This window comes from Kosakonia sp. BYX6, from assembly GCF_038449125.1.
In the GTDB taxonomy this organism is placed as follows: domain Bacteria; phylum Pseudomonadota; class Gammaproteobacteria; order Enterobacterales; family Enterobacteriaceae; genus Kosakonia; species Kosakonia calanthes.
In genome coordinates this window covers 214,386-236,862 of record NZ_CP151800.1, presented here as the reverse complement: position 1 = coordinate 236,862, position 22,477 = coordinate 214,386, and the positions used below count along the sequence as shown (strand labels likewise).

At 55.6% G+C, this 22,477-nt stretch carries 21 protein-coding genes; 11 read left to right on the top strand and 10 right to left on the bottom strand.

The genetic code is table 11. From position 1 onward, the window contains the following. Nucleotides 1-76: 76 nt before the first annotated feature. Both AAEY27_RS00970 and ghrB read left to right on the top strand, forming a co-directional pair. The gene (locus AAEY27_RS00970) at nucleotides 77-1,369 is read left to right on the top strand and encodes an MFS transporter (RefSeq protein WP_342323106.1); all 1,293 of its coding nucleotides are present in this window, start codon (nucleotides 77-79) and stop codon (nucleotides 1,367-1,369) included. Further along, complete coding sequence (ghrB, locus tag AAEY27_RS00965) at nucleotides 1,366-2,340, top strand: glyoxylate/hydroxypyruvate reductase GhrB (RefSeq protein ID WP_342323105.1); 975 nt, start codon at nucleotides 1,366-1,368, stop codon at nucleotides 2,338-2,340. Before AAEY27_RS00970 ends, ghrB begins: the two co-directional genes overlap by 4 nt. Before the next feature lie 59 nt (nucleotides 2,341-2,399). On the opposite strand, the gene AAEY27_RS00960 is transcribed toward ghrB, so the two are convergent. Continuing rightward, a complete protein-coding gene (locus AAEY27_RS00960; protein WP_342323104.1) occupies nucleotides 2,400-3,113 on the bottom strand; it encodes a DUF3053 domain-containing protein in 714 nt (237 codons plus the stop codon). A 389-nt stretch (nucleotides 3,114-3,502) separates the two neighbouring features. On the opposite strand from AAEY27_RS00960, the gene AAEY27_RS00955 reads away from it, so the two are divergent. Beyond that, a complete protein-coding gene (locus AAEY27_RS00955; protein WP_342323103.1) occupies nucleotides 3,503-3,796 on the top strand; it encodes an HTH-type transcriptional regulator in 294 nt (97 codons plus the stop codon). 53 nt (nucleotides 3,797-3,849) lie between these two features. Here the strand turns inward: AAEY27_RS00955 and AAEY27_RS00950 are convergent, their stop codons facing one another. Continuing rightward, a complete protein-coding gene (locus AAEY27_RS00950) occupies nucleotides 3,850-4,440 on the bottom strand; it encodes a hypothetical protein (protein WP_342323102.1) in 591 nt (196 codons plus the stop codon). Then, complete coding sequence (locus AAEY27_RS00945) at nucleotides 4,440-5,402, bottom strand: hypothetical protein (RefSeq protein ID WP_342323101.1); 963 nt, start codon at nucleotides 5,400-5,402, stop codon at nucleotides 4,440-4,442. The genes AAEY27_RS00950 and AAEY27_RS00945 overlap by 1 nt, the downstream gene beginning before the upstream one ends. A 421-nt stretch (nucleotides 5,403-5,823) precedes the next feature. Here AAEY27_RS00945 and AAEY27_RS00940 point away from each other — a divergent pair, with 421 nt between their 5' ends. Genes AAEY27_RS00940 through AAEY27_RS00930 form a run of 3 tightly spaced genes read left to right on the top strand, consistent with a single transcriptional unit; the run spans nucleotide 5,824 to nucleotide 7,801 of the window. Then, complete coding sequence (locus AAEY27_RS00940) at nucleotides 5,824-6,192, top strand: response regulator (protein ID WP_342323100.1); 369 nt, start codon at nucleotides 5,824-5,826, stop codon at nucleotides 6,190-6,192. Continuing rightward, nucleotides 6,189-6,830, top strand: coding sequence for a chemotaxis protein CheC (locus AAEY27_RS00935; protein ID WP_342323099.1), 642 nt, complete (start codon nucleotides 6,189-6,191; stop codon nucleotides 6,828-6,830). Before AAEY27_RS00940 ends, AAEY27_RS00935 begins: the two co-directional genes overlap by 4 nt. Nucleotides 6,831-6,832: 2 nt before the next feature. Continuing rightward, nucleotides 6,833-7,801, top strand: coding sequence for a GGDEF domain-containing protein (locus AAEY27_RS00930; protein WP_342323098.1), 969 nt, complete (start codon nucleotides 6,833-6,835; stop codon nucleotides 7,799-7,801). 230 nt (nucleotides 7,802-8,031) lie between these two features. Here the strand turns inward: AAEY27_RS00930 and glyS are convergent, their stop codons facing one another. The 3 genes from glyS to AAEY27_RS00915 form a co-directional block, all read right to left on the bottom strand. Next, a complete protein-coding gene (glyS, locus tag AAEY27_RS00925) occupies nucleotides 8,032-10,101 on the bottom strand; it encodes a glycine--tRNA ligase subunit beta (protein ID WP_342323097.1) in 2,070 nt (689 codons plus the stop codon). Between the two features lie 9 nt (nucleotides 10,102-10,110). Then, nucleotides 10,111-11,022, bottom strand: a complete 912-nt coding sequence (gene glyQ / locus AAEY27_RS00920) for a glycine--tRNA ligase subunit alpha (protein WP_042718627.1) — start codon at nucleotides 11,020-11,022, stop codon at nucleotides 10,111-10,113. A 135-nt stretch (nucleotides 11,023-11,157) separates the two neighbouring features. Further along, entirely contained in the window at nucleotides 11,158-11,457 is a 300-nt protein-coding gene (locus tag AAEY27_RS00915; protein ID WP_342323096.1) for a YsaB family lipoprotein, read from the bottom strand. A gap of 171 nt (nucleotides 11,458-11,628) precedes the next feature. Here AAEY27_RS00915 and AAEY27_RS00910 point away from each other — a divergent pair, with 171 nt between their 5' ends. After that, nucleotides 11,629-12,624: an acyltransferase gene (locus tag AAEY27_RS00910; RefSeq protein WP_342323095.1), complete on the top strand. Its 996-nt coding sequence runs from the start codon at nucleotides 11,629-11,631 to the stop codon at nucleotides 12,622-12,624. Here the strand turns inward: AAEY27_RS00910 and AAEY27_RS00905 are convergent. The 4 genes from AAEY27_RS00905 to xylA form a co-directional block, all read right to left on the bottom strand. Continuing rightward, on the bottom strand, nucleotides 12,617-13,537 hold the full coding sequence (locus tag AAEY27_RS00905; RefSeq protein ID WP_342323094.1) for a GlxA family transcriptional regulator: 921 nt from the start codon (nucleotides 13,535-13,537) through the stop codon (nucleotides 12,617-12,619). The two genes, AAEY27_RS00910 and AAEY27_RS00905, sit on opposite strands and share 8 nt — an antisense overlap. Next, nucleotides 13,537-14,073 carry an isochorismatase family protein gene (locus tag AAEY27_RS00900; protein ID WP_342323093.1) on the bottom strand — a complete coding sequence of 179 codons (537 nt, stop codon included), beginning with the start codon at nucleotides 14,071-14,073 and terminating at the stop codon, nucleotides 13,537-13,539. The genes AAEY27_RS00905 and AAEY27_RS00900 overlap by 1 nt, the downstream gene beginning before the upstream one ends. 122 nt (nucleotides 14,074-14,195) lie before the next feature. Then, entirely contained in the window at nucleotides 14,196-15,650 is a 1,455-nt protein-coding gene (xylB, locus tag AAEY27_RS00895; RefSeq protein ID WP_342323092.1) for a xylulokinase, read from the bottom strand. A gap of 38 nt (nucleotides 15,651-15,688) precedes the next feature. Beyond that, on the bottom strand, nucleotides 15,689-17,011 hold the full coding sequence (gene xylA / locus AAEY27_RS00890) for a xylose isomerase (RefSeq protein WP_342323091.1): 1,323 nt from the start codon (nucleotides 17,009-17,011) through the stop codon (nucleotides 15,689-15,691). A 349-nt stretch (nucleotides 17,012-17,360) separates the two neighbouring features. Between xylA and xylF the strand changes: the two genes are divergently transcribed. The 4 genes from xylF to xylR all read left to right on the top strand — a co-directional run bounded on the left by xylF (nucleotide 17,361) and on the right by xylR (nucleotide 22,425). Next, nucleotides 17,361-18,353 carry a D-xylose ABC transporter substrate-binding protein gene (gene xylF, locus AAEY27_RS00885; RefSeq protein WP_342323090.1) on the top strand — a complete coding sequence of 331 codons (993 nt, stop codon included), beginning with the start codon at nucleotides 17,361-17,363 and terminating at the stop codon, nucleotides 18,351-18,353. An 88-nt stretch (nucleotides 18,354-18,441) separates the two neighbouring features. Beyond that, nucleotides 18,442-19,983 carry a xylose ABC transporter ATP-binding protein gene (locus AAEY27_RS00880; protein ID WP_342323089.1) on the top strand — a complete coding sequence of 514 codons (1,542 nt, stop codon included), beginning with the start codon at nucleotides 18,442-18,444 and terminating at the stop codon, nucleotides 19,981-19,983. Continuing rightward, on the top strand, nucleotides 19,961-21,142 hold the full coding sequence (gene xylH, locus AAEY27_RS00875) for a xylose ABC transporter permease XylH (RefSeq protein WP_342323088.1): 1,182 nt from the start codon (nucleotides 19,961-19,963) through the stop codon (nucleotides 21,140-21,142). The genes AAEY27_RS00880 and xylH overlap by 23 nt, the downstream gene beginning before the upstream one ends. Before the next feature lie 104 nt (nucleotides 21,143-21,246). Further along, a complete protein-coding gene (gene xylR / locus AAEY27_RS00870; protein WP_342323087.1) occupies nucleotides 21,247-22,425 on the top strand; it encodes a D-xylose utilization transcriptional activator XylR in 1,179 nt (392 codons plus the stop codon). The last annotated feature ends 52 nt before the right edge of the window (nucleotides 22,426-22,477 follow it).

Genomic DNA, 22,477 nt, shown 5'->3' with positions numbered 1-22,477 from the left:
CCGCGTTCACGAAAACAGAAACCGCGCTGTACCCTACAGACAGGCGGCAGATAACCTCAACCATAGAGGCAACCTTATGAGCAACGCCACAAACTCAGCCAAACGCTGGCTCTATATCATGCCGATTGTGTTTATTACCTACAGTCTGGCCTACCTCGACCGGGCGAACTTTAGCTTCGCCTCCGCCGCCGGAATTAACGACGATTTAGGCATCACCAAAGGTGTCTCTTCGCTGTTGGGCGCGCTGTTTTTCCTCGGCTACTTCTTCTTCCAGATCCCCGGCGCGGTGTACGCCGAGCGGCGCAGCGTGCGCAAACTGATCTTTATCTGCCTGATTTTGTGGGGTGCTTGCGCCTCGCTAACCGGTATGGTCAGTAATATCCCAATGCTTGCCGCCATCCGTTTTATCCTCGGCGTGGTAGAAGCGGCGGTGATGCCCGCGATGCTGATTTACATCAGCAACTGGTTTACTAAATCGGAACGCTCGCGCGCCAACACGTTTCTCATCCTCGGTAACCCGGTCACGGTGCTGTGGATGTCGGTGGTGTCAGGCTATTTGATCCAGTCTTTCGGCTGGCGCGAAATGTTTATTTTTGAAGGGATTCCGGCGGTTATCTGGGCATTTTGCTGGTGGGTGCTGGTAAAAGATAAACCGACGCAGGTGAAATGGCTGTCTGAGAGTGAAAAAACCGCGCTGCAAGCGCAGCTCGATAAAGAGCAGCAAGGCATTAAAGCGGTGCGCAATTACAGCGAAGCGTTCCGCTCGCGCAATGTGGTGCTGCTCTGTCTGCAATATTTCGCCTGGAGCATCGGTGTGTATGGCTTCGTGCTGTGGCTGCCGTCGATTATTCGCAGCGGCGGTGAAAACCTCGGCATGGTCGAAGTGGGCTGGCTCTCTTCGGTACCTTACCTGGCGGCGACACTGGCGATGATCCTTGCGTCCTGGGCCTCGGATAAGCTGCAAAACCGCAAACTGTTTGTCTGGCCGCTGCTGCTGATTGGCGCCTTCGCCTTTATCGGCTCGTGGGCGGTGGGTGCCAACCATTTCTGGGCTTCCTACACACTTTTGGTGATCGCGGGTGCGGCGATGTACGCACCGTATGGCCCGTTCTTCGCCATTATCCCGGAGATGCTGCCGCGTAATGTCGCCGGTGGCGCGATGGCGTTAATCAACAGTATGGGCGCGCTCGGTTCCTTCTGCGGCTCGTGGTTTGTCGGTTATTTGAACGGTGCGACCGGCAGCCCATCCGCGTCGTACATTTTTATGGGGGTGGCGCTATTCGCCTCCGTATGGCTTACTTTAATTGTTAAGCCTGCTAACAATAAGCAACGTCCGGCAGGCGCACCATCACGAGGGAGAACCGCATGAAGCCGTCCATAATCTTGTACAAAGCCTTGCCTGATGATCTGATGCAACGTCTGGAATCGCACTTTACCGTTACTCGCGTACCGGACCTGAAACCCGAAACGGTGCAACAACACGCTGACGCCTTTGCCAACGCACAGGGCCTGCTGGGTTCCAGCCAGAACGTCCATGCGCCATTGCTGGAGAAAATGCCGCAACTGCGCGCCGCGTCGACCATTTCAGTGGGCTATGACAATTTTGATGTGGATGCACTGAATGCCCGCAACATTCTCCTGATGCATACGCCAACGGTGCTGACGGAAACCGTCGCCGATACCATTATGGCACTGGTGCTGAGCAGCGCGCGCCGCGTGGTGGAAGTGGCCGAGCGCGTGAAAGTGGGCGAGTGGACGTCCAGCATTGGCGCGGACTGGTTCGGCATCGACGTGCACCATAAAACGCTGGGGATCGTCGGGATGGGGCGCATTGGTCTGGCGCTGGCGCAACGCGCGCATTTCGGTTTTGGCATGCCGATTCTCTACAACGCGCGCCGCCATCACGCCGAAGCGGAAGAGCGCTTCCAGGCGCGCTACTGCGAGTTGGAGACGCTGCTCAAAGAGTCCGATTTCGTGTGCCTGGTGCTGCCGCTCACCGAAGAGACGCATCATCTGATCGGTCAAAAACAGTTTGAGCTAATGAAAAAATCCGCCATCTTCATTAACGCCGGGCGCGGTCAGGTGGTTGATGAAGCCGCGCTGATAGCAGCCCTGCAAAATGGCGAGATCCACGCCGCCGGGCTGGATGTGTTTGAAAAAGAACCGCTGCCCATCGATTCGCCGCTGCTGTCGCTGCCCAATGTGGTCGCCCTGCCGCATATCGGTTCCGCCACCCATGAAACGCGCTACAACATGTCGGCCTGCGCGGTCGATAACCTGATTGATGCGTTGAACGGGAAGGTGGAGAAGAACTGCGTGAATCCGCAAGCCGCGCGCTAACCAACGCGCAAATAAAAAAGAGGCGAATCTATCGCCTCTTTTTTTTTGCTCGCGCCGAATTACTGCTGTGTGGCGGAGACGGTTGCGGTCCAGGCCTGATTGAACGCCTGATGCTGCGCCGCCAGCGGCCCAATCAACGCGTTGTATTGGCTGGCCTGCTGGGAAGTCGGGAACTGAATACCGTTGGCGACAAAGCTCACCTGCGTATCCTGCTGGGCGATAAAGTCGCCGACCTGCACCAGTTGCTGAGTGAAAATCTGCGCCGCCGGAATCAGCGGTTGCAGGGCGCTAGCCGGGTTGGTCACCACTTTGGTAAACACCTGGTCGTAAACCGGCTTCAGATCGTCGGCCTGTTTCAGCGCGGCATGCGAGGCGTCGGCCTGCATTTTCGCGTTTTGCAGTTGCTGGCTCAGCACACCAAGGGAACCATTGGCCTGGCGAAGCGGTTCACGCTGCGTCATATAATCCTGGGGTACGCGGATAGCGTTAACGCTGTCCACCACCGGACGCAGACCGGAGTCCATCGCCTGGTTAACCTGCTGGGAATAGCCATAAATCACTGCGTAATCAGAGACAAACGGGCCAAACTGTTTCTTCTGATCCGCCGTCAAAGCCGGCAAACGTTCGCTACTGCGCATCGCCGTATTCTGCAGGAAATCGATAAACGCTTTGCGCTGATCGCCTTCTTTGTCAAAACACCCACTCAGGCTAACTACCATTAATAACGCCGCAACAGACGCAAACCAGCGAGAGCAGGACTTTCCTGTCGCCATTTTATTACTCCTTTCACCCATAAAAGCGCTTCTCGGCACACGTGTGCCTGACGCTCACAAGGATAGTCCAGGTCCGCGTCGCAAGATACCCCTTCATTGCATTCATAAGCGGGCAATTCCGACCTGGCATGATATTTTCCGCGAAGCGGTACGGATTATTCCTAATCCAAATTTTTGCAGATGATTTACAAAAATTATCTGAGAAAAAAGAGAGTGTGAATAATCAATCAATTACGCGGCAAAAAAGCGCATAAAGCTGCATTGAATGCTCAACAAATGGCCGTAGTGGCAGAATTTCTCACGACCGCCATCCCACGCCAGGTTTTTTCCCGACTATTCTTAACGAGCTGTATCACGATCCCGCTGTGTGATTTTACGAGGAGTTCTCAATGGAATATAAAGATCCTATGTTTGAGCTGCTGAGCAGTTTGGAACAGATTGTTTTCAAGGAAGATGTTACGCAGACGGTAACTCTAAGCAAAAAGACGAATGCCCTTAATGACTTTGAATTATTGCGACGTGGAACCGGGCTGAAAATTGATGACTTCGCGCGTGCGATGGGCGTCTCGGTATCAATGGTGCATGAGTGGGAATCACAACGTATAAAACCCACCGCCACCGAAATGAAACTGATGCGCTTGATTCACGCGAACCCGACGCTCAGTAGACAGTTGATTGAATGAATTTGTTGGATAAGAAGAATAACCCCCGATACCGGGGGTTTACATTTTCAGGTTCAGCCACGCGAACGTAACCTCACCTCTCTCGCCACTTTTGCAATCCGCTGCGTACGGCAATACAGCGAAAACAGCACAAATCCCCGCCCATTCAGCACACGTCGACAGCCCAATAACGCCGCGAAGGCCAGCAATAACGGCGCCGCCGCGCCGCCGTGAATAAGCAGGTTGAAAACCAACTGCGCAACCGTTAACACCATCAGAGCAGTAAACAGGTAGTAGAAGCCCGCGATTCCCAGGCTATAACCGCGCGCCAGGAAGAAGCTGGCCGTGATGATCGACAGCAGCATGACCAGCGACGGCGCGAAAAACAGCAGCGCGTGCATCGGCGGTGTTAATGCTGAAAACAGGCGCAGCACGGTCAGCAGATTCAGCACAAACGCCACCAGAAACAGCAGCAGCACAATCGCCACCGGAAACGCGTTCTGCCGGGGCAGCTCCGCCGGTGGCTTATCGAAATAGCGCTCCAGCTCCGGCGTGGAATGGGTGAGTAAACTCGCATCTTTACGCGCGATCGCGGGTTCGATTTCCCGGCCATGTTGCAGCAGGTCGCAGAAAACGTGCCCGGCAAGCCAGGAGGAAAAGGACATTAGATCACCGCCAGCGACTGGATCGTGCCCACGATGTAGCGCCCGGTGCGCGGCACGTTGCCCGGTGCGGCAATCACGCCGCTGACGGCGCTACCGGCCAGGGCCGCCGCGCTGGTCACCACTTGCCCAAGCTGGCGGGTCAGTTCAAGTTGAACCGGCTCAACAGGGAAGCGCTTCGGATAAAGACCTGCACGAATCGCCGCTTTGATCCCTTTGTTACTGATGCCGGGGTTTTGCGCGCGGATAATCAGCTCGGTCAAACGGGCGCGATCCTGGCGCGGATACTCTTTCAGCCACTGCGTCGCTTTTAACGATGAGACGGACTTCATCGCTTTCCAGGTCGCCAGCGCTTCTTTCAGCGCGCCACCGGCGCTGGCGAGCGAAACCAAGTCCAGCGATGTTGACGTCGCAACATACCACTCTTGAGAATCCAGCCAGGCGACATTTTCACCGCCGTTTTCCACCAGGTCATACACGCGATAAATACCGTTGATGCATTGCAGGCCCGTCGCGATAGTACCGGCATAACCGATAGCCACCAGCGCGGTGCTGCCGCCTGCGGTCAACGGTATTGCGGCGGTGCCCGCCACCATGACGCCTGCGGTGATAATCATCGCGCCGCAGGAAAGTACGGTAGAGGCAATTTCGGTACCCATCGACGTAGAAGAAACCGCTTCTGTCAGGGCTTTGCCGTTGCTGGAATTGGAAGGCCGCGCATCGGCTTTGGTGACAATCACATGCGTCACAATGCCGCTTTGCCCGTTGGGATGGCGCTTACTGGGTCGCACGAGGTAACGCTGCGGGCCGTCGGCATAAATGATTCCTGCCTGGGCGAACTCACGGGTACAATCCATTGCGCCGCCGAGGGCTTTAAAATCAAAGTCCGACGCACCGTAACCGGTCATTCGGGCAATGTCATACCCCGGTAAGCTGCTTTCGGGATTCATTCCAGGCAAAGTCATTTTTTATTCCTTGTGGCGGTGGAGTTGGCAGAATTAACTCAGCGACATACTGAGTTACTGGAGCAAATCATTCACTTTCACTGGCGTTAACGCGCGCGAAAAACGTAGCGCGTTTATTTTTATTCCTCAAGCATAGAGCACAATCACTACAAGAATTGGTTGCTGCTGGGTATTTGTCGTCACACACAAAATTAAAGGCTAATTGTTTGCGCACATCTGCCGATGAATAAGGTGACTTAACTAAAAGTAGCCGACCGTGTGTGCATTTCAGGAGCGTTATTTCAGAAAGGAAACGATGAAACCGTGAGCTATGCCAAATGCATAACATTGCTCCATCGTGCAGAAAAGTATCAGGGAAGAGGTCCCGGAAGAGATGCATTGTTCTATTTTTAGGCTTTGAACCATAAAAAGAGAATGAACGATGTCCAGATATATTCTGATTGTTGATGACAGCCGCCTGTCGCGCATGATTTCACGCCAGTACGTACTGAACCTGCATAGCGACTGGAAAATTGACGAAGCCGGAACCGGTGAAGAAGCGATTGAGCTGGCAGCCGCGAACACGCCGTACCTGATCCTACTGGACGTCAATATGCCGGGCATCGGCGGGATTGAAGCCGCGGCACGCATCCGCAAAAACCACCCGAATACCCATATTGTGTTGCTGACCGCCAACGTGCAGAACTCGGTGCAAAGTGCTGCCGAAGAGCTGGGCCTCGGTTTTCTGCCGAAACCGTTGAAAGAGCCGCAGCTTCACGAATTGCTGAATAATCTGGAGAAAAACCCATGATTGAGTTGCCGGATATCAGCGAGATTGAAGCCGATAGCCTGATGGAAATCTTCAACATCGGCGTCGGTCACGCGGCGGCGGCGATGAGCAACATCGTCAATGAAGAAGTCCGCATGTCGGTGCCCACCATTCGCTTTACCCCGCGCTCGGAAGCGGCCGATGAGTTTGGCGCGGGCGTGTCGCTGTTTGGTATCAGCCAGCATTACGAAGGCGCGTACGCGACGGAAGCGATTTTGATGTTTCCAGAAGCCGCCAGTTTTGAAATCGTCCGCATGATGGTGGGCGACCTGATCCCCGCGCATGAACTGGGCGAAATGGAGCGCGAAGCGATGAGCGAGATTGGCAATATCGTGCTCAACGCCTGCGTCGGTACGCTGGCCAATATGTTCCAAAAAGAGCTGCAAGGTTCATTGCCGGTGGTGCGCGTCGGTAGCAGTAACCAGATTCTGAACCCGAACAAAGACGAAAATGATCCGCTCGTGATGATGCTGCGTATTGATTTTGCCCTTGAGCGCCAGCAAATCCAGGGTTACCTCGCGTTCATTCTTGATATGTCCGCCCTGCGTGATTTACGCGAGCAAGTCCGGCTTTATATCAGCCGTTTAGAATCCGGTAGTGTTCCAAGCGGAATGCAATGATCATGAAAGATAAGTTGTTATTGGATGCGTTTTCAGCCTTAAGCCTGGGTGTGATTCTTGTGGATGCACACTATCGCATCGCCCTGTGGAACGCGTGGTTAGAAGCGCATACCGGGCGGGCGGCCAGCGATACCGTTGGCGAGGATTTTTTTACTGTATTTCCGGACTTAGCGTATCACCGCGTCGGTGATGCGATCCGTCAGGCCATTGGTCACAATTTATCTGCCCTGCTTTCACAATCCCTGCACCGTTCGCCCTTTCCGCTGTACGCCGAACCGGCGCGGCCCACTGCGCGTTTAAGCCAGGCCGTGACGATTGTTCCCCTCGGTGATGCGGAGCGTTATTGCCTGATTCAAATTGTCGATGTGACGGCGGCGGTTCGCCGTGAGTCGCTACTGCGCGATCAGGCGCACGAATTGCTGGCACAATCGCTGTCCGATGGTTTGACGGGCGTCGGCAATCGCCGTTATTTCGATATCTGTATCGAGCGGGAATGGCGCGCCAGCAAGCGCAATAACAAGTCGCTGTCGCTGCTGATTATCGATGTCGATTACTTCAAGCTTTATAACGACTGCTACGGTCACCAGCGCGGTGACGAGTGTCTGCAACAGATTGCCGCCGCCATGCGCAGCGCGCTGGAAAACCCGAACGACATTCTTTTCCGCTATGGCGGCGAAGAGTTTTGCGCGTTGTTGCCGGAAACGCGCTCAGCGGACGCCGTAGAGTTAGCCGAAAAACTGCGCACCCGCGTGCAGATGCTCGATTTGCCACACATCAGCTCGCCCGATGGGATTATCAGCGTCAGTATCGGTGTCGCCAGCCATTGCCAGAAAAACCATACCGAATACGGGCAGCTGATTCAGAGTGCGGATAACGCGTTGTATGAAGCGAAACGCGCCGGGCGCAACAGCGTGCGTGTCAGCGCGACCTTCCGCAAATTTATGCCCTTTCAGAGTGCGCCAGGGGTTTAATTCCCGTCCGTAGGCCGGATCAAATAACAAAGGCGCCTGCAAAATATCACCCAGCTTGCAGGAACCGTCCGTAGGCCGGATAAGCGTCAGCGCCATCCGGCGATCGCGTCACCTGCGCATATTTTGCCGGATGGCGGCTGGCCTTATCCGGCCTACAAAAGATAAGCAACGAAGGCATTTGCGAGAGACAAAAAAACCCGCCGGAGCGGGTTTTTTTAGGGCTTTCACCCTTACTGCAGCAGGGAAATGTCCGCGACTTGCAGGAACAGTTCGCGCAGTTTCGCCAGCAATGTCAGGCGGTTGATGCGCACTTCTTTATCGTCGGCGTTAACCATCACGTTCTCAAAGAACTCATCCACCGGCTCGCGCAGTTGCGCCAGCTCGATCAACGCTTCCTGATAACGGCCTTCAGCGAAGAACGGCTGCAATTTGTCGCGCAGCACGACCACATTGCCCGCCAGTTTGATCTCTGCCGCTTCTTTCAGCACCGTGGCCTGAACAGCATCGTTCAAGGTTTCATCGGACTTCGCCAGAATGTTGGAAACGCGCTTGTTGGCTGCCGCCAGCGCCGCCGCTTCGTCCAGCGTGCGGAAGTGCGAAACCGCCTTCATACGCGCGTCAAAGTCTGCCGGTTTGGTCGGACGACGCGCCAGCACCGCCTGAATAGTATCAACGCTGAAACCTTCATCCTGATACCAGGCGCGGAAACGGCCCAGCATAAAGTCGATCACATCGTCGACCACTTTCGCGTTGGTCAGCTTGTCGCCGTACAAACGCACCGCTTCTTCGGTCAGGGTTTGCAGATCCAGCGCCAGATTCTTCTCAACGATAATACGCAGCACGCCCAGCGCGGCACGGCGCAGTGCGAACGGGTCTTTATCGCCTTTCGGATGCTGACCGATACCGAAGATACCCGCCAGGGTGTCCATCTTATCGGCAATCGCCAGTGCGCAAGCGATCGGGTTAGACGGCAGTTCATCACCGGCAAAACGCGGCTGATACTGCTCGTTCAGCGCAATGGCCACGTCTTCGGCTTCGCCGTCGTGACGCGCATAGTGCATGCCCATCACGCCCTGGGTGTCGGTAAATTCGAACACCATGTTGGTCATCAGATCGCACTTGGAGAGCAAACCCGCGCGCGTCGCGTGGTTCACATCCGCGCCGATCTGCCCGGCAATCCAGCCCGCCAGCGCCTGAATACGGTCGGTCTTGTCGCGCAGCGTACCCAGTTGTTGCTGGAACAGCACGGTTTGCAGACGCGGCAGGTGATCTTCGAGGCGTTTTTTGCGGTCGGTATTGAAGAAGAACTCGGCATCTGCCAGACGCGGGCGCACCACTTTTTCGTTACCGGAGATAATCTGTTGCGGATCTTTCGATTCGATATTGGCGACGAAGATAAAGTTCGGCAGCAGTTTGCCGTCGTTGCCATACACCGGGAAGTACTTCTGGTCACCTTTCATGGTGTAAACCAGCGCTTCAGCCGGAACGGCGAGGAATTTCTCTTCGAACTTCGCGGTCAGCACCACCGGCCATTCCACCAGCGACGTGACTTCTTCCAGCAGGCTGTCGCTCAGATCGGCGTTGCCGCCAATCTTGCGTGCCGCGTCTTCCGCATCCGCTTTGATTTTGGCTTTACGCGCGGCATAGTCAGCAACGACTTTGCCGCGTTCCAGCAGGATTTGCGGGTACTGATCGGCGTTGTCGATGGTGAATTCCGGCTCGCCCATAAAGCGATGACCACGGATCACGCGATCGGAATCGATGCCGAGAATGGTCGCCGGAACGACTTTGTCGCCCAGCAGCAGCGTAACAGTGTGCACCGGACGCACAAATTGCACGTCTGACGCGCCCCAGCGCATCAATTTCGGAATAGGCAGTTTACCAAGAGAGGTGGCAACCATGTTCGGCAACAGCGCTTCCACACTTTCGCCTTTCACATGGGCGCGGTACAGCAGCCATTCGCCTTTGTCGGTGGTCAGACGCTCGGCCTGATCGACAGTGATACCGCAGCCGCGCGCCCAACCTTCGGCCGCTTTGCTCGGTTTACCCTCGGCGTCGAACGCCTGGGCAATGGCCGGGCCGCGTTTTTCAACTTCGCGATCCGGTTGCGATGCGGCAAGTTTTGCCACTTTCAGCGCCAGGCGACGCGGCGCGGCGAACCACTGTACATCGCCGTGGGTAACCCCGGCGGCATCCAGTTCAGCGGTAAAGTTAGCAGCGAAGGACTCGGCCAGGCTGCGCAGTGCTTTTGGTGGCAGCTCTTCGGTGCCGATTTCCACCAGGAACGTTTTCTCAGACATGGCCGCCTCTTATTTATTTCTGTTGCACATCGGGAAGCCAAGGGCTTCACGGGAAGCGTAATAGGCTTCAGCGACTGCTTTGGTCAGCGTACGAATGCGCAGAATGTAGCGCTGGCGTTCGGTGACGGAGATGGCTTTACGCGCATCCAACAGGTTGAAGCTATGGGCGGCCTTCAGAATGCGCTCGTACGCAGGCAGCGGCAGCGGGTTTTCCAGCGCCAGCAGCTGTTGCGCTTCTTTTTCATACTGCTCGAAGCAGGTGAACAGGAAATCAACATCCGCGTATTCGAAGTTGTAAGTGGACTGCTCCACTTCGTTTTGATGGAACACGTCGCCGTACGTGGTTTTACCCAGCGGGCCGTCGCTCCAGACCAGGTCGTAAACGCTGTCTACGCCCTGAATGTACATGGCCAGACGTTCCAGACCGTAGGTGATTTCACCGGTAATCGGTTTGCACTCAAGGCCGCCGACTTGCTGGAAGTAAGTGAACTGCGTCACTTCCATGCCGTTCAGCCACACTTCCCAGCCCAGCCCCCAGGCACCCAGCGTCGGGTTTTCCCAGTTATCTTCCACGAAACGAATATCGTGAATGGTCGGGTCCATACCCAGCTCTTTCAGTGACCCGAGGTACAGCTCCTGAATGTTGTCCGGAGAGGGTTTAATGACCACCTGGAACTGGTAATAGTGCTGTAAGCGGTTCGGGTTTTCGCCGTAACGACCGTCGGTCGGGCGGCGGGAAGGTTGCACATACGCGGTTGCCATCGGTTCTGGCCCCAGCGCGCGCAGGCTGGTCATTGGGTGCGAGGTGCCGGCACCCACTTCCATGTCCAGAGGTTGAACAATGGTGCAGCCCTGACGAGCCCAATAATCCTGTAAGGTCAGGATCAGACCCTGAAAGGTCCGGGTATCAAACTTTTGCATATTATTTCGTGCTGGATACGTGTGGATTTAAAGGAAGCGCCCAGTATACCCGCTGACTGCAAGATATACAGTATGAAACGGGTTTGTTTCAGGAAAATTGGGAAAAGCAGGCGGCAACGCGCCGTATTCACGCGGTTAACGCATCGAAAGATGTAAAAATTGGCCTTCTGTATCAAAAGCGCAAACAAACGCCTCGCGACGCGGAGTGACGCCGCGCATTTCGTAGCTTCCCTGATAGTGTTCAAAGCCGATGACATCAATTTGCTGCACGCCCGTGTTGTAGCGATGCGCCGCATTTTGCCTGCACAACTGCTCCATATCCAGGGAGTGCGCCGGGCCAATACGCGCTTGTTGCGCCTTCTGTACAGGGAGATCCTCGGATGCGCTGCAGCCAACAAGTAGCAACATCAACGCCGGGACAACATATTTCATCATTTTTTACTGCCCCGTTCGCTGTCTGTTATTTTTAAAAGGGAGGAAAGGCAATTGTGCAAAACTGTGAAGAACTCACAAGCCAGAACGGGAAAACTCAGAATTATCCAAAGAGATAGCCAGATAAATTACCAGTCAGAGGTTTTTTGTCGTTAACGTCAAACAGAGGAGCTCATGCAGTTGAAAATTCACTGGATAGATAATCTGCGAGGGATAGCGTGTTTAATGGTGGTGATGATCCACACCACCACCTGGTACATTACCAACCCGGCGAGCATCACCACTTTCGACTGGGATGTCGCCAACCTGCTCAATTCCGCCTCACGCGTCAGCGTCCCGCTGTTTTTCATGATTTCAGGCTATCTCTTTTTCGGCGAACGCAGCGCCCAGCCGCGCCACTTCTTGCGCATCGCCTTGTGCCTTGCTTTTTACAGCGCGCTCGCCCTGCTCTATATCGTGCTCTTTACCTCGATTAACAGTGAGTTATCCCTGAAAAATCTGCTGCAAAAACCGGTGTTCTATCACTTGTGGTTTTTCTTCGCGATTATCGTTATCTACCTGGTTTCGCCGTTGATTCAGGTAAAAGCGCTAAGCGGCAAAATGCTGCTGGCGTTGGTGGTGGTGATTGGCGTGGTCGCCAACCCGAACACCGTGACGCAAAAGGTGGGGGGTTTTGAATGGTTGCCAATCAATCTCTATATCAGCGGCGACACGGTTTACTACATTTTGTACGCCATGCTGGGGCGCGCCATCGGCATGATGGAGACACAAAAACGCGCGCTGACCTGGCTGAGTATGGCGGTGTTTGTGCTGGCGGTGCTGGCGATTTCGCACGGCACGCTCCATGAACTGAAATGGCGCGGCAACTTCGCCGATACCTGGTATCTTTACTGCGGCCCGCTGGTATTCCTCTGCGCCATCGCCCTGTTTACGCTGGTGAAAAACACGCTTAATAGCCGCACATTACCCGGTTTAGCACTGATTTCGCGCCATTCGCTGGGCATTTACGGTTTTCACGCGCTGATTATCCACGCTCTGCGCACGCGCGGCATTGAGCTAAAAAACTGGCCATTGCTTGATGTCTTATGGATTTTCAGCGCCACCCTGCTGGCAAGCCTGGCGTTGTCGATGCTGGTTCAACGCATCGACAGCCGGCGTTTTGTCAGTTAACTGTTCGCGCCCGCGCCCGATGTAACTGGCGCGGTGATGAGAACCCGGCGGCCAGCGCCGCCTGTTCCACGCCGCGCCCCTGCAACAAGCACTGCTCCGCAATCACCAGACGAAGCTGCTCAAGATAGTCACGCACGCTGATGCCCAAATGCTGCTGAAACAGCCGCGTCAAATGGCGCGGGCTAACGTGCGCCCGCTCGGCGATATCGCCCAGTTGCCACGCCTTTTGCGGTTCGGCGGTTAACGCATCCTGCGCCCGGTGAACCGCCGGATGCAAATGGTTGCGATAGCGCAGCCACGGCGAAATCTGCGGGTCATCACCAGAACGGCGGAACCAGACCACCATTTCCCGCGCCACCGCCAGCGCGGTTTCTGGCCCGCAAAAACGGTTAATCAGATGCAGCGAGAGATCAATACCCGAGGTGATACCCGCGCTGGTCCAGATGCTGCGATCCTCAATAAAAATCCGGTTCTCTTTCACCAGCGCCGCTGGTGCCGCCGCGCTTAACCGCGCGATCACATCATGGTGCGTCGTGCAGTGAATGCCATTCAGCAAACCCGCTTTCGCCGCCAACACCGCACCGGAACAGACACACATTAGAGAAATGGCCTGGTTGTGGAGCATCGGTTGCAGGCGCATCAGCCAGTGGCGTATTTGCTCTGCTTGCAGCGTGTCGAATAAACGAGACGAATCAACCACGCCGGGCAATACCAGCAGGCTGCCTTCCGGCAGGGTTTCCGGTAGCGGGGCAATGTTGCCCATTGTCAGGCCAATCGACGTGGAAACCTCGGTCTCTGGGCCGATGTAATGCAGGCGAAAGGCATCCCCCGCCAGCGCGAAGGTTTCCGCCGGGCCGGTCATATCCAGCGCCAGCATGCCGGGTAACATCACAAACCAGACATCAGTCGTCATTACATTTCCAGAATTTCGTGAACAGTGTTAATCGCCGCGAAGCGCCCATCCAGCACGGTTTCTGTGCGGTGGCGCAGCGCGTTGCAGTCCAGCGTAACCCCTTTATGGGTCATCGGAAAAGTGAGCGTCGCTTCGCTGACAAAGGTCACGCGATAGCCCAGGTCTGATGCCACACGGGCGGTGGTTTCGCAGCACTGTTCGGTACGGATACCACAAATGATCAGGTGATTGATATCGCGTTCGCGCAGCCAGTGATCCAGACCGGTGTCGGTGAAAGCATTATGTACATGCTTGTAGAAGGTTACTGCGGGTTGGTGTTTGAGGAATGGCATCGGCGCAACGAACCCACTTTCAAGGGAAAACGGGCCGCTGTCGGAGACATGAAAGATATCCACCACCGGCACGCCGCGCGCTTCGCAGCCGTCGATCAGCGCGGAAATCGCCTTTTGGAAGGCGGGAAAATCGCTTTCCTGCCAATATTCACGGTGGAAAAATGATTGCTGGGTGTCGATGTTGATAAGGGCGGTACGTGACATTTCAGGACTCCTTACTCAGTGGGCATAACGCTATTCTGGCAAGGAGTTCGTTACCTGCTAAGACCAAAAAAGGACAACCTCAGGTTGATTCCGGCCCACCGTTTACGCGGGGGCCGAAAAGGTCAGGACATTAAGGGCAAAAGTTGCTGGTAGATGCGCCGGAATGTCTCGCGCCGCGACGCGTAATGAGCATGGCGTTCTGCATCCGGGACGTGCTGCTGCTCAATGGGCAGTTGCGGCAGTAATGTTGTCAGCGGCGTTTGCGGGTTAACGGCGATTTGCGCCAGACGCGCCGCGCCGAGTGCCGGGCCGACATCGCCACCGGTGCGGTAATCCAGCTGCAATCCACTGATATTCGCCAGCATTTGCCGCCACCAGGCACTGCGCGCACCGCCGCCGATAAGCGTAATACTTTGCGGCGCGACACCACACGAATGCACTACATCCATGCCGTCCGCCAGCGCATAACCCACGCCTTCCAGCACCGCGCGGGCCAGTTCCCCCTGCCCGTGCTGATGGGTCAGGCCAAAGAACACACCTTTCGCCTGCGGGTTGTTATGCGGCGTACGCTCGCCGGAAAGATAAGGTAAGAACCACAGATCCCCGGCGTTTTCATCCGCCTGTTCCGCCGCGTTAATCAACGCCTGCACCGACTCTAAACCGGTCAGTTTTGCCGCCCAGTCAAGGCACGATGCCGCGCTGAGCATCACCGACATGAGATGCCAGCGCCCCGGCAGCGCATGGCAAAAGCTGTGCACCGCGCTTTCAGGTTTACTGAGAAACCCTTCGCTGACGGCGAAGTAAACGCCGGAGGTTCCCAGCGACAGCATCGCCTGACCCGCATCCGCCATGCCAACACCCACCGCGCCAGCCGCGTTATCGCCACCGCCAGCCACCACCGGCACAACCGGCATCGACCAGCGTCGGGCCACGTCTGGCAGCAGTTCGCCGGTGATCTCACTCCCCTCAAACAGCGCGGGCATATGGCTGCGCGAGAGCGAACAAGCCGCCAGCATGTCGTCGCTCCAGTCGCGTTTCGCCACATCCAGCCACATGGTGCCCGCTGCGTCTGACATATCGCTGGCGAATACGCCGGTCATTTTCAGACGCAGGAAATCTTTTGGCAGCAGGACCTTCGCCACTTTCGCGAAGATGTCCGGTTCATGCCGCTGAACCCACAGCAGCTTCGGCGCGGTAAAACCGGGCATCATCAGGTTGCCGGTAATGGCGCGGGAATTTTTCACCTGTGCTTCCAGAAGCTGGCACTCTTCGCCGCAGCGACCGTCATTCCACAAAATGGCCGGACGCAACACGCGATTTTCGTTATCCAACAGCGTCGCGCCGTGCATCTGCCCGGCCAGACCCATCGCCTTCACCTGTTGAAGCGAATGCGCCGCGCCGAGCGCCTGAATGGCGCGGTCTGTCGCCTGCCACCAGCTTTCAGGATCTTGCTCCGACCACAGCGGGTGTGGGCGAGATACGCTGAGTTTTTCCGTATGGGAGGCCAACACATCGCCCTGCTCACCGAGCAGGATCGCCTTCACGCCTGAGGTACCGAGATCGATCCCGATATACATAGTGACCACTCCTTTTTGACTTTGCCGCGCAGCGCCGGTTACTTATCGAAAAGATAATAATTGACCAGATTTTCCAGTTGTTCCTGGTGACCACTTTGATGACGCGGTGCCAGGTTCTGCTGTTCAGCGTACTTCGCCAGCTCCGCCAGGCTAAGCTGCCCCTGCAAAATTTGCTGGCCCAGTTCACCATTCCAGCCGGCGTAACGCTTGGCGACGCGTTTATCTAATTCGCCATCTTCCACCATGCGAGCCGCGACTTTTAACGCCAGCGCCATGGTGTCCATCGCGCCGATATGGCCGTGGAAAAGATCGTATTTATCGGTACTCTGGCGGCGCACTTTGGCGTCAAAGTTCAGGCCACCGGTAGTGAAACCGCCCGCTTTGAGGATTTCATACATCACCAGCGCGTTCTCTTCGACGCTGTTCGGGAACTGGTCGGTATCCCAGCCGAGCTGCGGATCGCCGCGGTTCGCATCCACCGAACCGAACAGCCCGAGCGCGATAGCCGTGGCGATTTCATGGTGGAAAGAGTGGCCCGCCAGCGTCGCGTGGTTCGCTTCGATGTTCAGTTTGATCTCTTTTTCCAGACCGAACTGTTTCAGGAAGCCATACACGTTGGCGGCGTCATAATCGTACTGGTGCTTGGTTGGCTCCTGCGGTTTTGGCTCGATTAACAACGTGCCGTGAAAACCAATTTTATGTTTGTGCTCAACGACCATGTGCATAAAGCGGCCGATCTGCTCGCGCTCCTGGCGCAGATCGGTGTTCAGCAGGGTTTCATACCCTTCGCGACCGCCCCACAGCACATAGTTTTCACCGCCGAGTTTATGGGTGGCGTTCATGGCGCTCACCACCTGGGTCGCCGCCCAACTGAACACTTCAGGATCCGGGTTCGTCGCTGCACCGGCGCCGTAACGCGGATTAGTAAAGCAGTTCGCCGTGCCCCACAGCAGCTTCACGCCGCTCTGTTGCTGTTTTTCACCAAACACATCGACCATTTGCGCGAAGTTGTTCAGGTACTCTTTCAGTGAGGCGCCTTCCGGGGAAATATCCACGTCATGGAAGCAGTAAAACGGCACATTCAGCTTATGGAAAAACTCGAACGCGACATCGGCTTTTCGTTTCGCCAGCGCCATCGCCTCGCCTGGCTGCTGCCACGGGCGGTCAAAAGAGCCAACACCGAACATATCCGCGCCATTCCAGCAAAAGGTGTGCCAGTAGCAGGCGGCGAAACGCAGGTGATCTTCCATGCGCTTACCGAGCACTAACTCATCCGGGTTGTAATGACGAAACGCTAAAGGATTCGTGGTTTTTGGGCCTTCATAACGAACCCGTTCCAGCTGGTCGAAATAAGCTTGCATAATGAGCTCCATTGGCGAGTGTACATATCTGAGCTAATACTGGATTCTCTCTGAGCCTTGCTCAATTACGTTATTTCACACTGCCATTGAGAGAATGCGCAAACGTGCGCTAGCTCGCAAAATAACAGAAACAGTTGCTGCGGCGCGCTTTCCTGCTTTTTATGCAAAACCATTTTTGTTTTTTTTAAAATAAGATCGAGGTCATAAATCAGCAAATAAACCAAAAAACGTAACGCCCGGATTAAAATCTGTAATTGCCAGCTCACCATTCTGCGTTAAGAATTTGCTCGTCCAAAGCAGTGCATGTTTCTTTTATCTCGCTCACCACCCTACAAAAGGTATTACTATTATGAAGATAAAGAATCTTTGCCTTACACTCTGCGCTTCCCTGCTGCTTGCCAGCGTAGTCGGCCACGCCAAAGAGGTCAAAATCGGCATGGCGATTGACGATCTGCGCCTTGAGCGCTGGCAAAAAGACCGCGACATTTTTGTTAAAAAAGCCGAATCGCTCGGCGCCAGTGTGTTTGTCCAGTCCGCCAACGGGAATGAAGAAACGCAGATGTCGCAGATAGAAAATATGATTAACCGCGGCGTCGATGTGCTGGTTATTATTCCCTATAACGGCCAGGTATTAAGTAATGTCGTTAAAGAAGCCAAGCAAGAAGGAATTAAAGTCCTGGCTTATGACCGCATGATTAATAATGCTGACATCGATTTCTATATTTCCTTCGACAATGAAAAAGTTGGGGAATTACAGGCGCAAAGCCTCGTTAATAAAGTTCCTCAGGGTAATTATTTCTTAATGGGCGGCTCACCGGTGGATAATAACGCCAAGCTGTTCCGCGCCGGGCAAATGAAAGTATTAAAACCCTATGTTGATAGCGGAAAAATAAAAATTGTCGGTGACCAGTGGGTCGATGGTTGGCTACCGGAAAATGCGCTGAAAATAATGGAAAACGCGCTGACGGCCAATAACAACAAAATCGACGCGGTTGTCGCCTCAAACGATGCCACGGCAGGCGGTGCGATTCAGGCACTGAGCGCGCAGGGGCTGGCAGGAAAAGTGGCGATTTCCGGTCAGGATGCCGACCTGGCAGGCGTGAAACGGCTGATTAACGGTAGCCAGACGATGACGGTCTACAAACCGATTACGCAATTGGCGAATACCGCAGCGGAAATTGCCGTTGAACTGGGTAACGGCCAGCAGCCAAAAGCGGACTCTTCGCTGAACAACGGCCTGAAAGATGTCCCTGCCCGTTTGCTGACGCCGATTGAAGTCACCAAAGACAACATTGACGCAACGGTCATCAAAGACGGCTTCCACCAGAAGAACCAGCTCTGAAACCCGCGACGCGCCTGCAGTTGTACCAGGCGCGCCGATCGTCCTGCCTTTCAGGCGCTGTCGGACCAGCGAACAACGTGGAGCAGCCATGCCTTATTTACTCGAAATGAAGAACATTACCAAAGCCTTTGGCGTGGTAAAGGCGATTGATAATGTCAGCCTGCACCTTAACGCCGGTGAGGTGTTATCGCTGTGCGGCGAGAACGGTTCTGGTAAATCCACGCTGATGAAAGTGCTGTGTGGCATCTACCCGGCGGGCAGCTATGAAGGGGAAATTCTCTTCGCAGGCGAAACCTTGCAGGCCAGCCATATTCGCGACACCGAGCGCAAAGGGATTGCCATCATTCACCAGGAACTGGCGCTGGTGAAGCACCTGACCGTGCTGGAAAACATCTTTCTCGGCACGGAAATTACCCGCCACGGCGTGATGGACTACGACATGATGACGTTGCGCTGCGAGAAACTGCTCAAACAGGTGAGCCTGGCGATTTCGCCGGATACTCGCGTCGGCGATTTAGGGCTTGGGCAGCAGCAACTGGTGGAAATCGCCAAAGCGCTGAACAAGCAAGTGCGGCTGTTGATTCTTGATGAACCCACCGCATCGCTCACCGAGCAAGAAACCGCCGTTCTGCTGGATATCATTCGCGACCTGCGCAACCACGATATCGCCTGCATCTACATTTCCCACAAGCTTAACGAAGTGAAAGCGATTTCTGATGTGATTTGCGTGATTCGCGACGGCCAGCATATCGGGACGCGCGACGCAGCCGGGATGAGTGAAGACGACATCATCACCATGATGGTGGGTCGCGAGCTGACCGCGCTGTACCCCAGCGAACCGCATACCACAGGCGAAGAGATCCTGCGCGTCGAGCATTTGACCGCCTGGCACCCGGTTAACCGCCATATCAAACGCGTCAACGATATCTCCTTTAGCCTGAAACGCGGCGAGATCCTCGGCATTGCAGGGCTGGTGGGTGCCGGGCGCACCGAAGCCGTGCAGTGCCTGTTTGGCGTCTGGCCGGGACGTTGGGAGGGAAAAATCTTTCTGGATGGCAAACCCGTACACATCAATCACTGCCAGCAGGCTATCGAACATGGCATCGCGATGGTGCCGGAAGATCGCAAAAAAGACGGCATTGTGCCGGTGATGGCGGTGGGCAAGAACATTACGCTCGCGGCGCTCAACCAGTTTACCGGCGCGCTCAGCAGCCTGGATGACGCCGCCGAGCAAGCCTGCATTCTGCAATCGCTTCAACGCCTGAAGGTGAAAACGTCGTCGCCGGAACTGGCGATTGGTCGGCTGAGCGGCGGCAATCAGCAAAAAGCGATCCTCGCCCGCTGCCTGTTACTCAACCCGCGCATTTTGATTTTGGATGAGCCGACGCGCGGCATCGATATTGGCGCGAAATATGAAATCTACAAACTGATTAACCAACTGGTGCAGCAGGGGATCGCCGTCATTGTTATTTCATCCGAGCTGCCCGAAGTGCTGGGCTTAAGCGATCGGGTACTGGTAATGCATGAAGGCAAGCTAAAAGCCGATCTCATCAATCGTAATTTGACCCAGGAGCAGGTCATGGAAGCGGCGCTGAGGAGCGAACATCATGTCGAAAAGCAACCCGTCTGAAATTAAGTTAACCACCGCATCGCCGGGGGCGTTCTCCGGGCTGAAATCCCTCAACCTGCAAGTGTTTGTCATGCTTGCCGCCATTGTGGTGATCATGCTGTTTTTTACCGGCATGACCGATGGCGCCTACCTGAGCGCACGCAATATCTCTAACCTGCTGCGCCAGACCGCCATTACCGGCATCCTGGCGGTGGGCATGGTGTTTGTGATCATCTCCGCCGAAATCGACCTTTCCGTCGGTTCGATGATGGGCTTGCTGGGCGGCGCGGCGGCGATTTTCGACGTCTGGCTGGGCTGGCCGCTGCCGCTTACCGTGGTGGTGACGCTGGTGCTCGGCCTGCTGCTCGGCGCGTGGAATGGCTGGTGGGTGGCGTACCGTAAAGTGCCGTCGTTTATTGTCACTCTCGCCGGGATGCTGGCCTTTCGCGGCGTGCTGATCGGTATCACCAACGGCACCACCGTTTCGCCCACCAGCGCGGCGATGTCGCAAATCGGGCAGAGCTATTTGCCGGACGGCATCGGTTTTGGCGTCGGTGCGTTGGGGCTGGTCGCCTTTGTGCTCTGGCAATGGCGCGGACGTATGCGCCGCCAGACGCTGGGGTTAGCAACCTCGTCCTCCAGTAACGTGGTGGGTCGCCAGGCGATTATCGCGGTGATCGTGCTCGGCGCAATCTGGCTGCTGAATGATTACCGTGGTGTGCCGACACCGGTGTTATTGCTCGCTTTTCTGCTGCTGGCCGGGATGTTTATGGCGACGCGTACCGCTTTTGGCCGCCGCATCTACGCGATTGGCGGCAACCTCGAAGCGGCGCGGCTTTCCGGTATTAACGTCGAGCGCAACAAGCTGGCGGTGTTTGCCATCAACGGGTTGATGGTGGCAATTGCCGGTTTGATCCTTAGCTCGCGTCTCGGCGCCGGTTCCCCCTCGGCGGGGAATATCGCGGAACTGGACGCCATTGCCGCCTGCGTCATTGGCGGTACCAGCCTGGCGGGCGGTATCGGCAGCGTTGCCGGGGCCGTGATGGGCGCATTCATTATGGCCTCGCTGGATAATGGCATGAGCATGATGGACGTGCCGACGTTCTGGCAATACATCGTTAAAGGCGCCATTTTACTGCTGGCCGTGTGGATGGATTCCGCCACCAAACGCCGGGCCTGAGGGGGAGGCGAATACGGGCGCTGTCACACTGCCGGATTATTTTTATCCGGCGGTGTCATGAATATGGTAATCAGAACTGATGCAAAGTCAGGAAGCGAACCAACATGTTTGAAAAGCGCCATCGCATCACATTGTTATTTAACGCAAATAAAGCCTATGACCGCCAGGTCGTCGAAGGGGTGGGTGAGTATTTGCAGGCGTCGCAATCTGAGTGGGATATTTTCATTGAGGAAGACTTTCGCGCGCGCATCGAAAACATCAAAGAGTGGCTTGGCGACGGCGTGATCGCCGATTACGACGACAGTGAAATTGAACATCTGCTGGCGGATGTCGATGTGCCGATTGTCGGCGTCGGCGGTTCTTATCACACCCCCGACCACTACCCGGCGGTGCACTACATCGCCACCGATAACTACGCGCTGGTGGAAAGCGCATTTCTGCATTTAAAAGAGAAAGGCGTGCACCGTTTTGCCTTTTACGGCCTGCCGGCCTCCAGTGGCAAACGCTGGGCTGCCGAGCGCGAATACGCGTTTTGCCAGCTCGTGGCGCAGGAAAAATACCGTGGCGTGGTGTATCAGGGGCTGACTACCGCGCCAGAAAACTGGCAGCACGCGCAAAACCGGCTGGCGGACTGGCTGCAAACCCTACCGCCGCAAACCGGGATTATCGCCGTGACCGACGCGCGCGCGCGCCACGTTTTGCAAGTCTGCGACCATTTGCATATTCCGGTGCCGGAAAAGCTGTGCGTGATTGGCATTGATAACGAAGAACTCACCCGCTATCTCTCGCGCGTCGCGCTCTCTTCCGTTGCTCAGGGAACGCGGCAAATGGGCTACCAGGCGGCAAAACTGCTTCATCGACTGCTTGATAACGAAGCCATGCCGCTGCAACGTTTGCTGGTGCCGCCGGTGCGGGTGGTTGCGCGGCGCTCAACGGATTACCGCTCGCTCAACGACCCGGCGGTGATCCAGGCCATGCACTACATTCGCAACCACGCCTGCAAAGGTATCAAAGTAGATCAGGTTCTGGACGCGGTGGGCATCTCACGTTCGAACCTGGAAAAGCGCTTTAAAGAAGAGGTGGGGGAGACGATTCACGCGGTGATTCACGCGGAGAAACTGGAAAAAGCGCGCAGCCTGCTGATCTCCACGTCGCTCTCCATCAACGAAATCTCGCAGATGTGCGGCTACCCGTCGCTGCAATATTTCTATTCCGTGTTTCGCAAAGAGTACGACAGCACGCCAAAAGACTATCGCGACCGCTATAGCGAAATCCTTATTTAGCGCAAACAAAAACGCCTTCCGGTTGGAAGGCGTTTTATTTTCAGCATCAGAT

Coding starts and splice junctions, on each gene's coding strand:
- AAEY27_RS00970 (WP_342323106.1), top strand. CDS start 77: ATGAGCAACGCCACAAACTCAGCCAAACGCTGGCTCTATATCATGCCG.
- ghrB (WP_342323105.1), top strand. CDS start 1,366: ATGAAGCCGTCCATAATCTTGTACAAAGCCTTGCCTGATGATCTGATG.
- AAEY27_RS00960 (WP_342323104.1), bottom strand. CDS start 3,113: ATGGCGACAGGAAAGTCCTGCTCTCGCTGGTTTGCGTCTGTTGCGGCG.
- AAEY27_RS00955 (WP_342323103.1), top strand. CDS start 3,503: ATGGAATATAAAGATCCTATGTTTGAGCTGCTGAGCAGTTTGGAACAG.
- AAEY27_RS00950 (WP_342323102.1), bottom strand. CDS start 4,440: ATGTCCTTTTCCTCCTGGCTTGCCGGGCACGTTTTCTGCGACCTGCTG.
- AAEY27_RS00945 (WP_342323101.1), bottom strand. CDS start 5,402: ATGACTTTGCCTGGAATGAATCCCGAAAGCAGCTTACCGGGGTATGAC.
- AAEY27_RS00940 (WP_342323100.1), top strand. CDS start 5,824: ATGTCCAGATATATTCTGATTGTTGATGACAGCCGCCTGTCGCGCATG.
- AAEY27_RS00935 (WP_342323099.1), top strand. CDS start 6,189: ATGATTGAGTTGCCGGATATCAGCGAGATTGAAGCCGATAGCCTGATG.
- AAEY27_RS00930 (WP_342323098.1), top strand. CDS start 6,833: ATGAAAGATAAGTTGTTATTGGATGCGTTTTCAGCCTTAAGCCTGGGT.
- glyS (WP_342323097.1), bottom strand. CDS start 10,101: ATGTCTGAGAAAACGTTCCTGGTGGAAATCGGCACCGAAGAGCTGCCA.
- glyQ (WP_042718627.1), bottom strand. CDS start 11,022: ATGCAAAAGTTTGATACCCGGACCTTTCAGGGTCTGATCCTGACCTTA.
- AAEY27_RS00915 (WP_342323096.1), bottom strand. CDS start 11,457: ATGATGAAATATGTTGTCCCGGCGTTGATGTTGCTACTTGTTGGCTGC.
- AAEY27_RS00910 (WP_342323095.1), top strand. CDS start 11,629: ATGCAGTTGAAAATTCACTGGATAGATAATCTGCGAGGGATAGCGTGT.
- AAEY27_RS00905 (WP_342323094.1), bottom strand. CDS start 13,537: ATGACGACTGATGTCTGGTTTGTGATGTTACCCGGCATGCTGGCGCTG.
- AAEY27_RS00900 (WP_342323093.1), bottom strand. CDS start 14,073: ATGTCACGTACCGCCCTTATCAACATCGACACCCAGCAATCATTTTTC.
- xylB (WP_342323092.1), bottom strand. CDS start 15,650: ATGTATATCGGGATCGATCTCGGTACCTCAGGCGTGAAGGCGATCCTG.
- xylA (WP_342323091.1), bottom strand. CDS start 17,011: ATGCAAGCTTATTTCGACCAGCTGGAACGGGTTCGTTATGAAGGCCCA.
- xylF (WP_342323090.1), top strand. CDS start 17,361: ATGAAGATAAAGAATCTTTGCCTTACACTCTGCGCTTCCCTGCTGCTT.
- AAEY27_RS00880 (WP_342323089.1), top strand. CDS start 18,442: ATGCCTTATTTACTCGAAATGAAGAACATTACCAAAGCCTTTGGCGTG.
- xylH (WP_342323088.1), top strand. CDS start 19,961: ATGTCGAAAAGCAACCCGTCTGAAATTAAGTTAACCACCGCATCGCCG.
- xylR (WP_342323087.1), top strand. CDS start 21,247: ATGTTTGAAAAGCGCCATCGCATCACATTGTTATTTAACGCAAATAAA.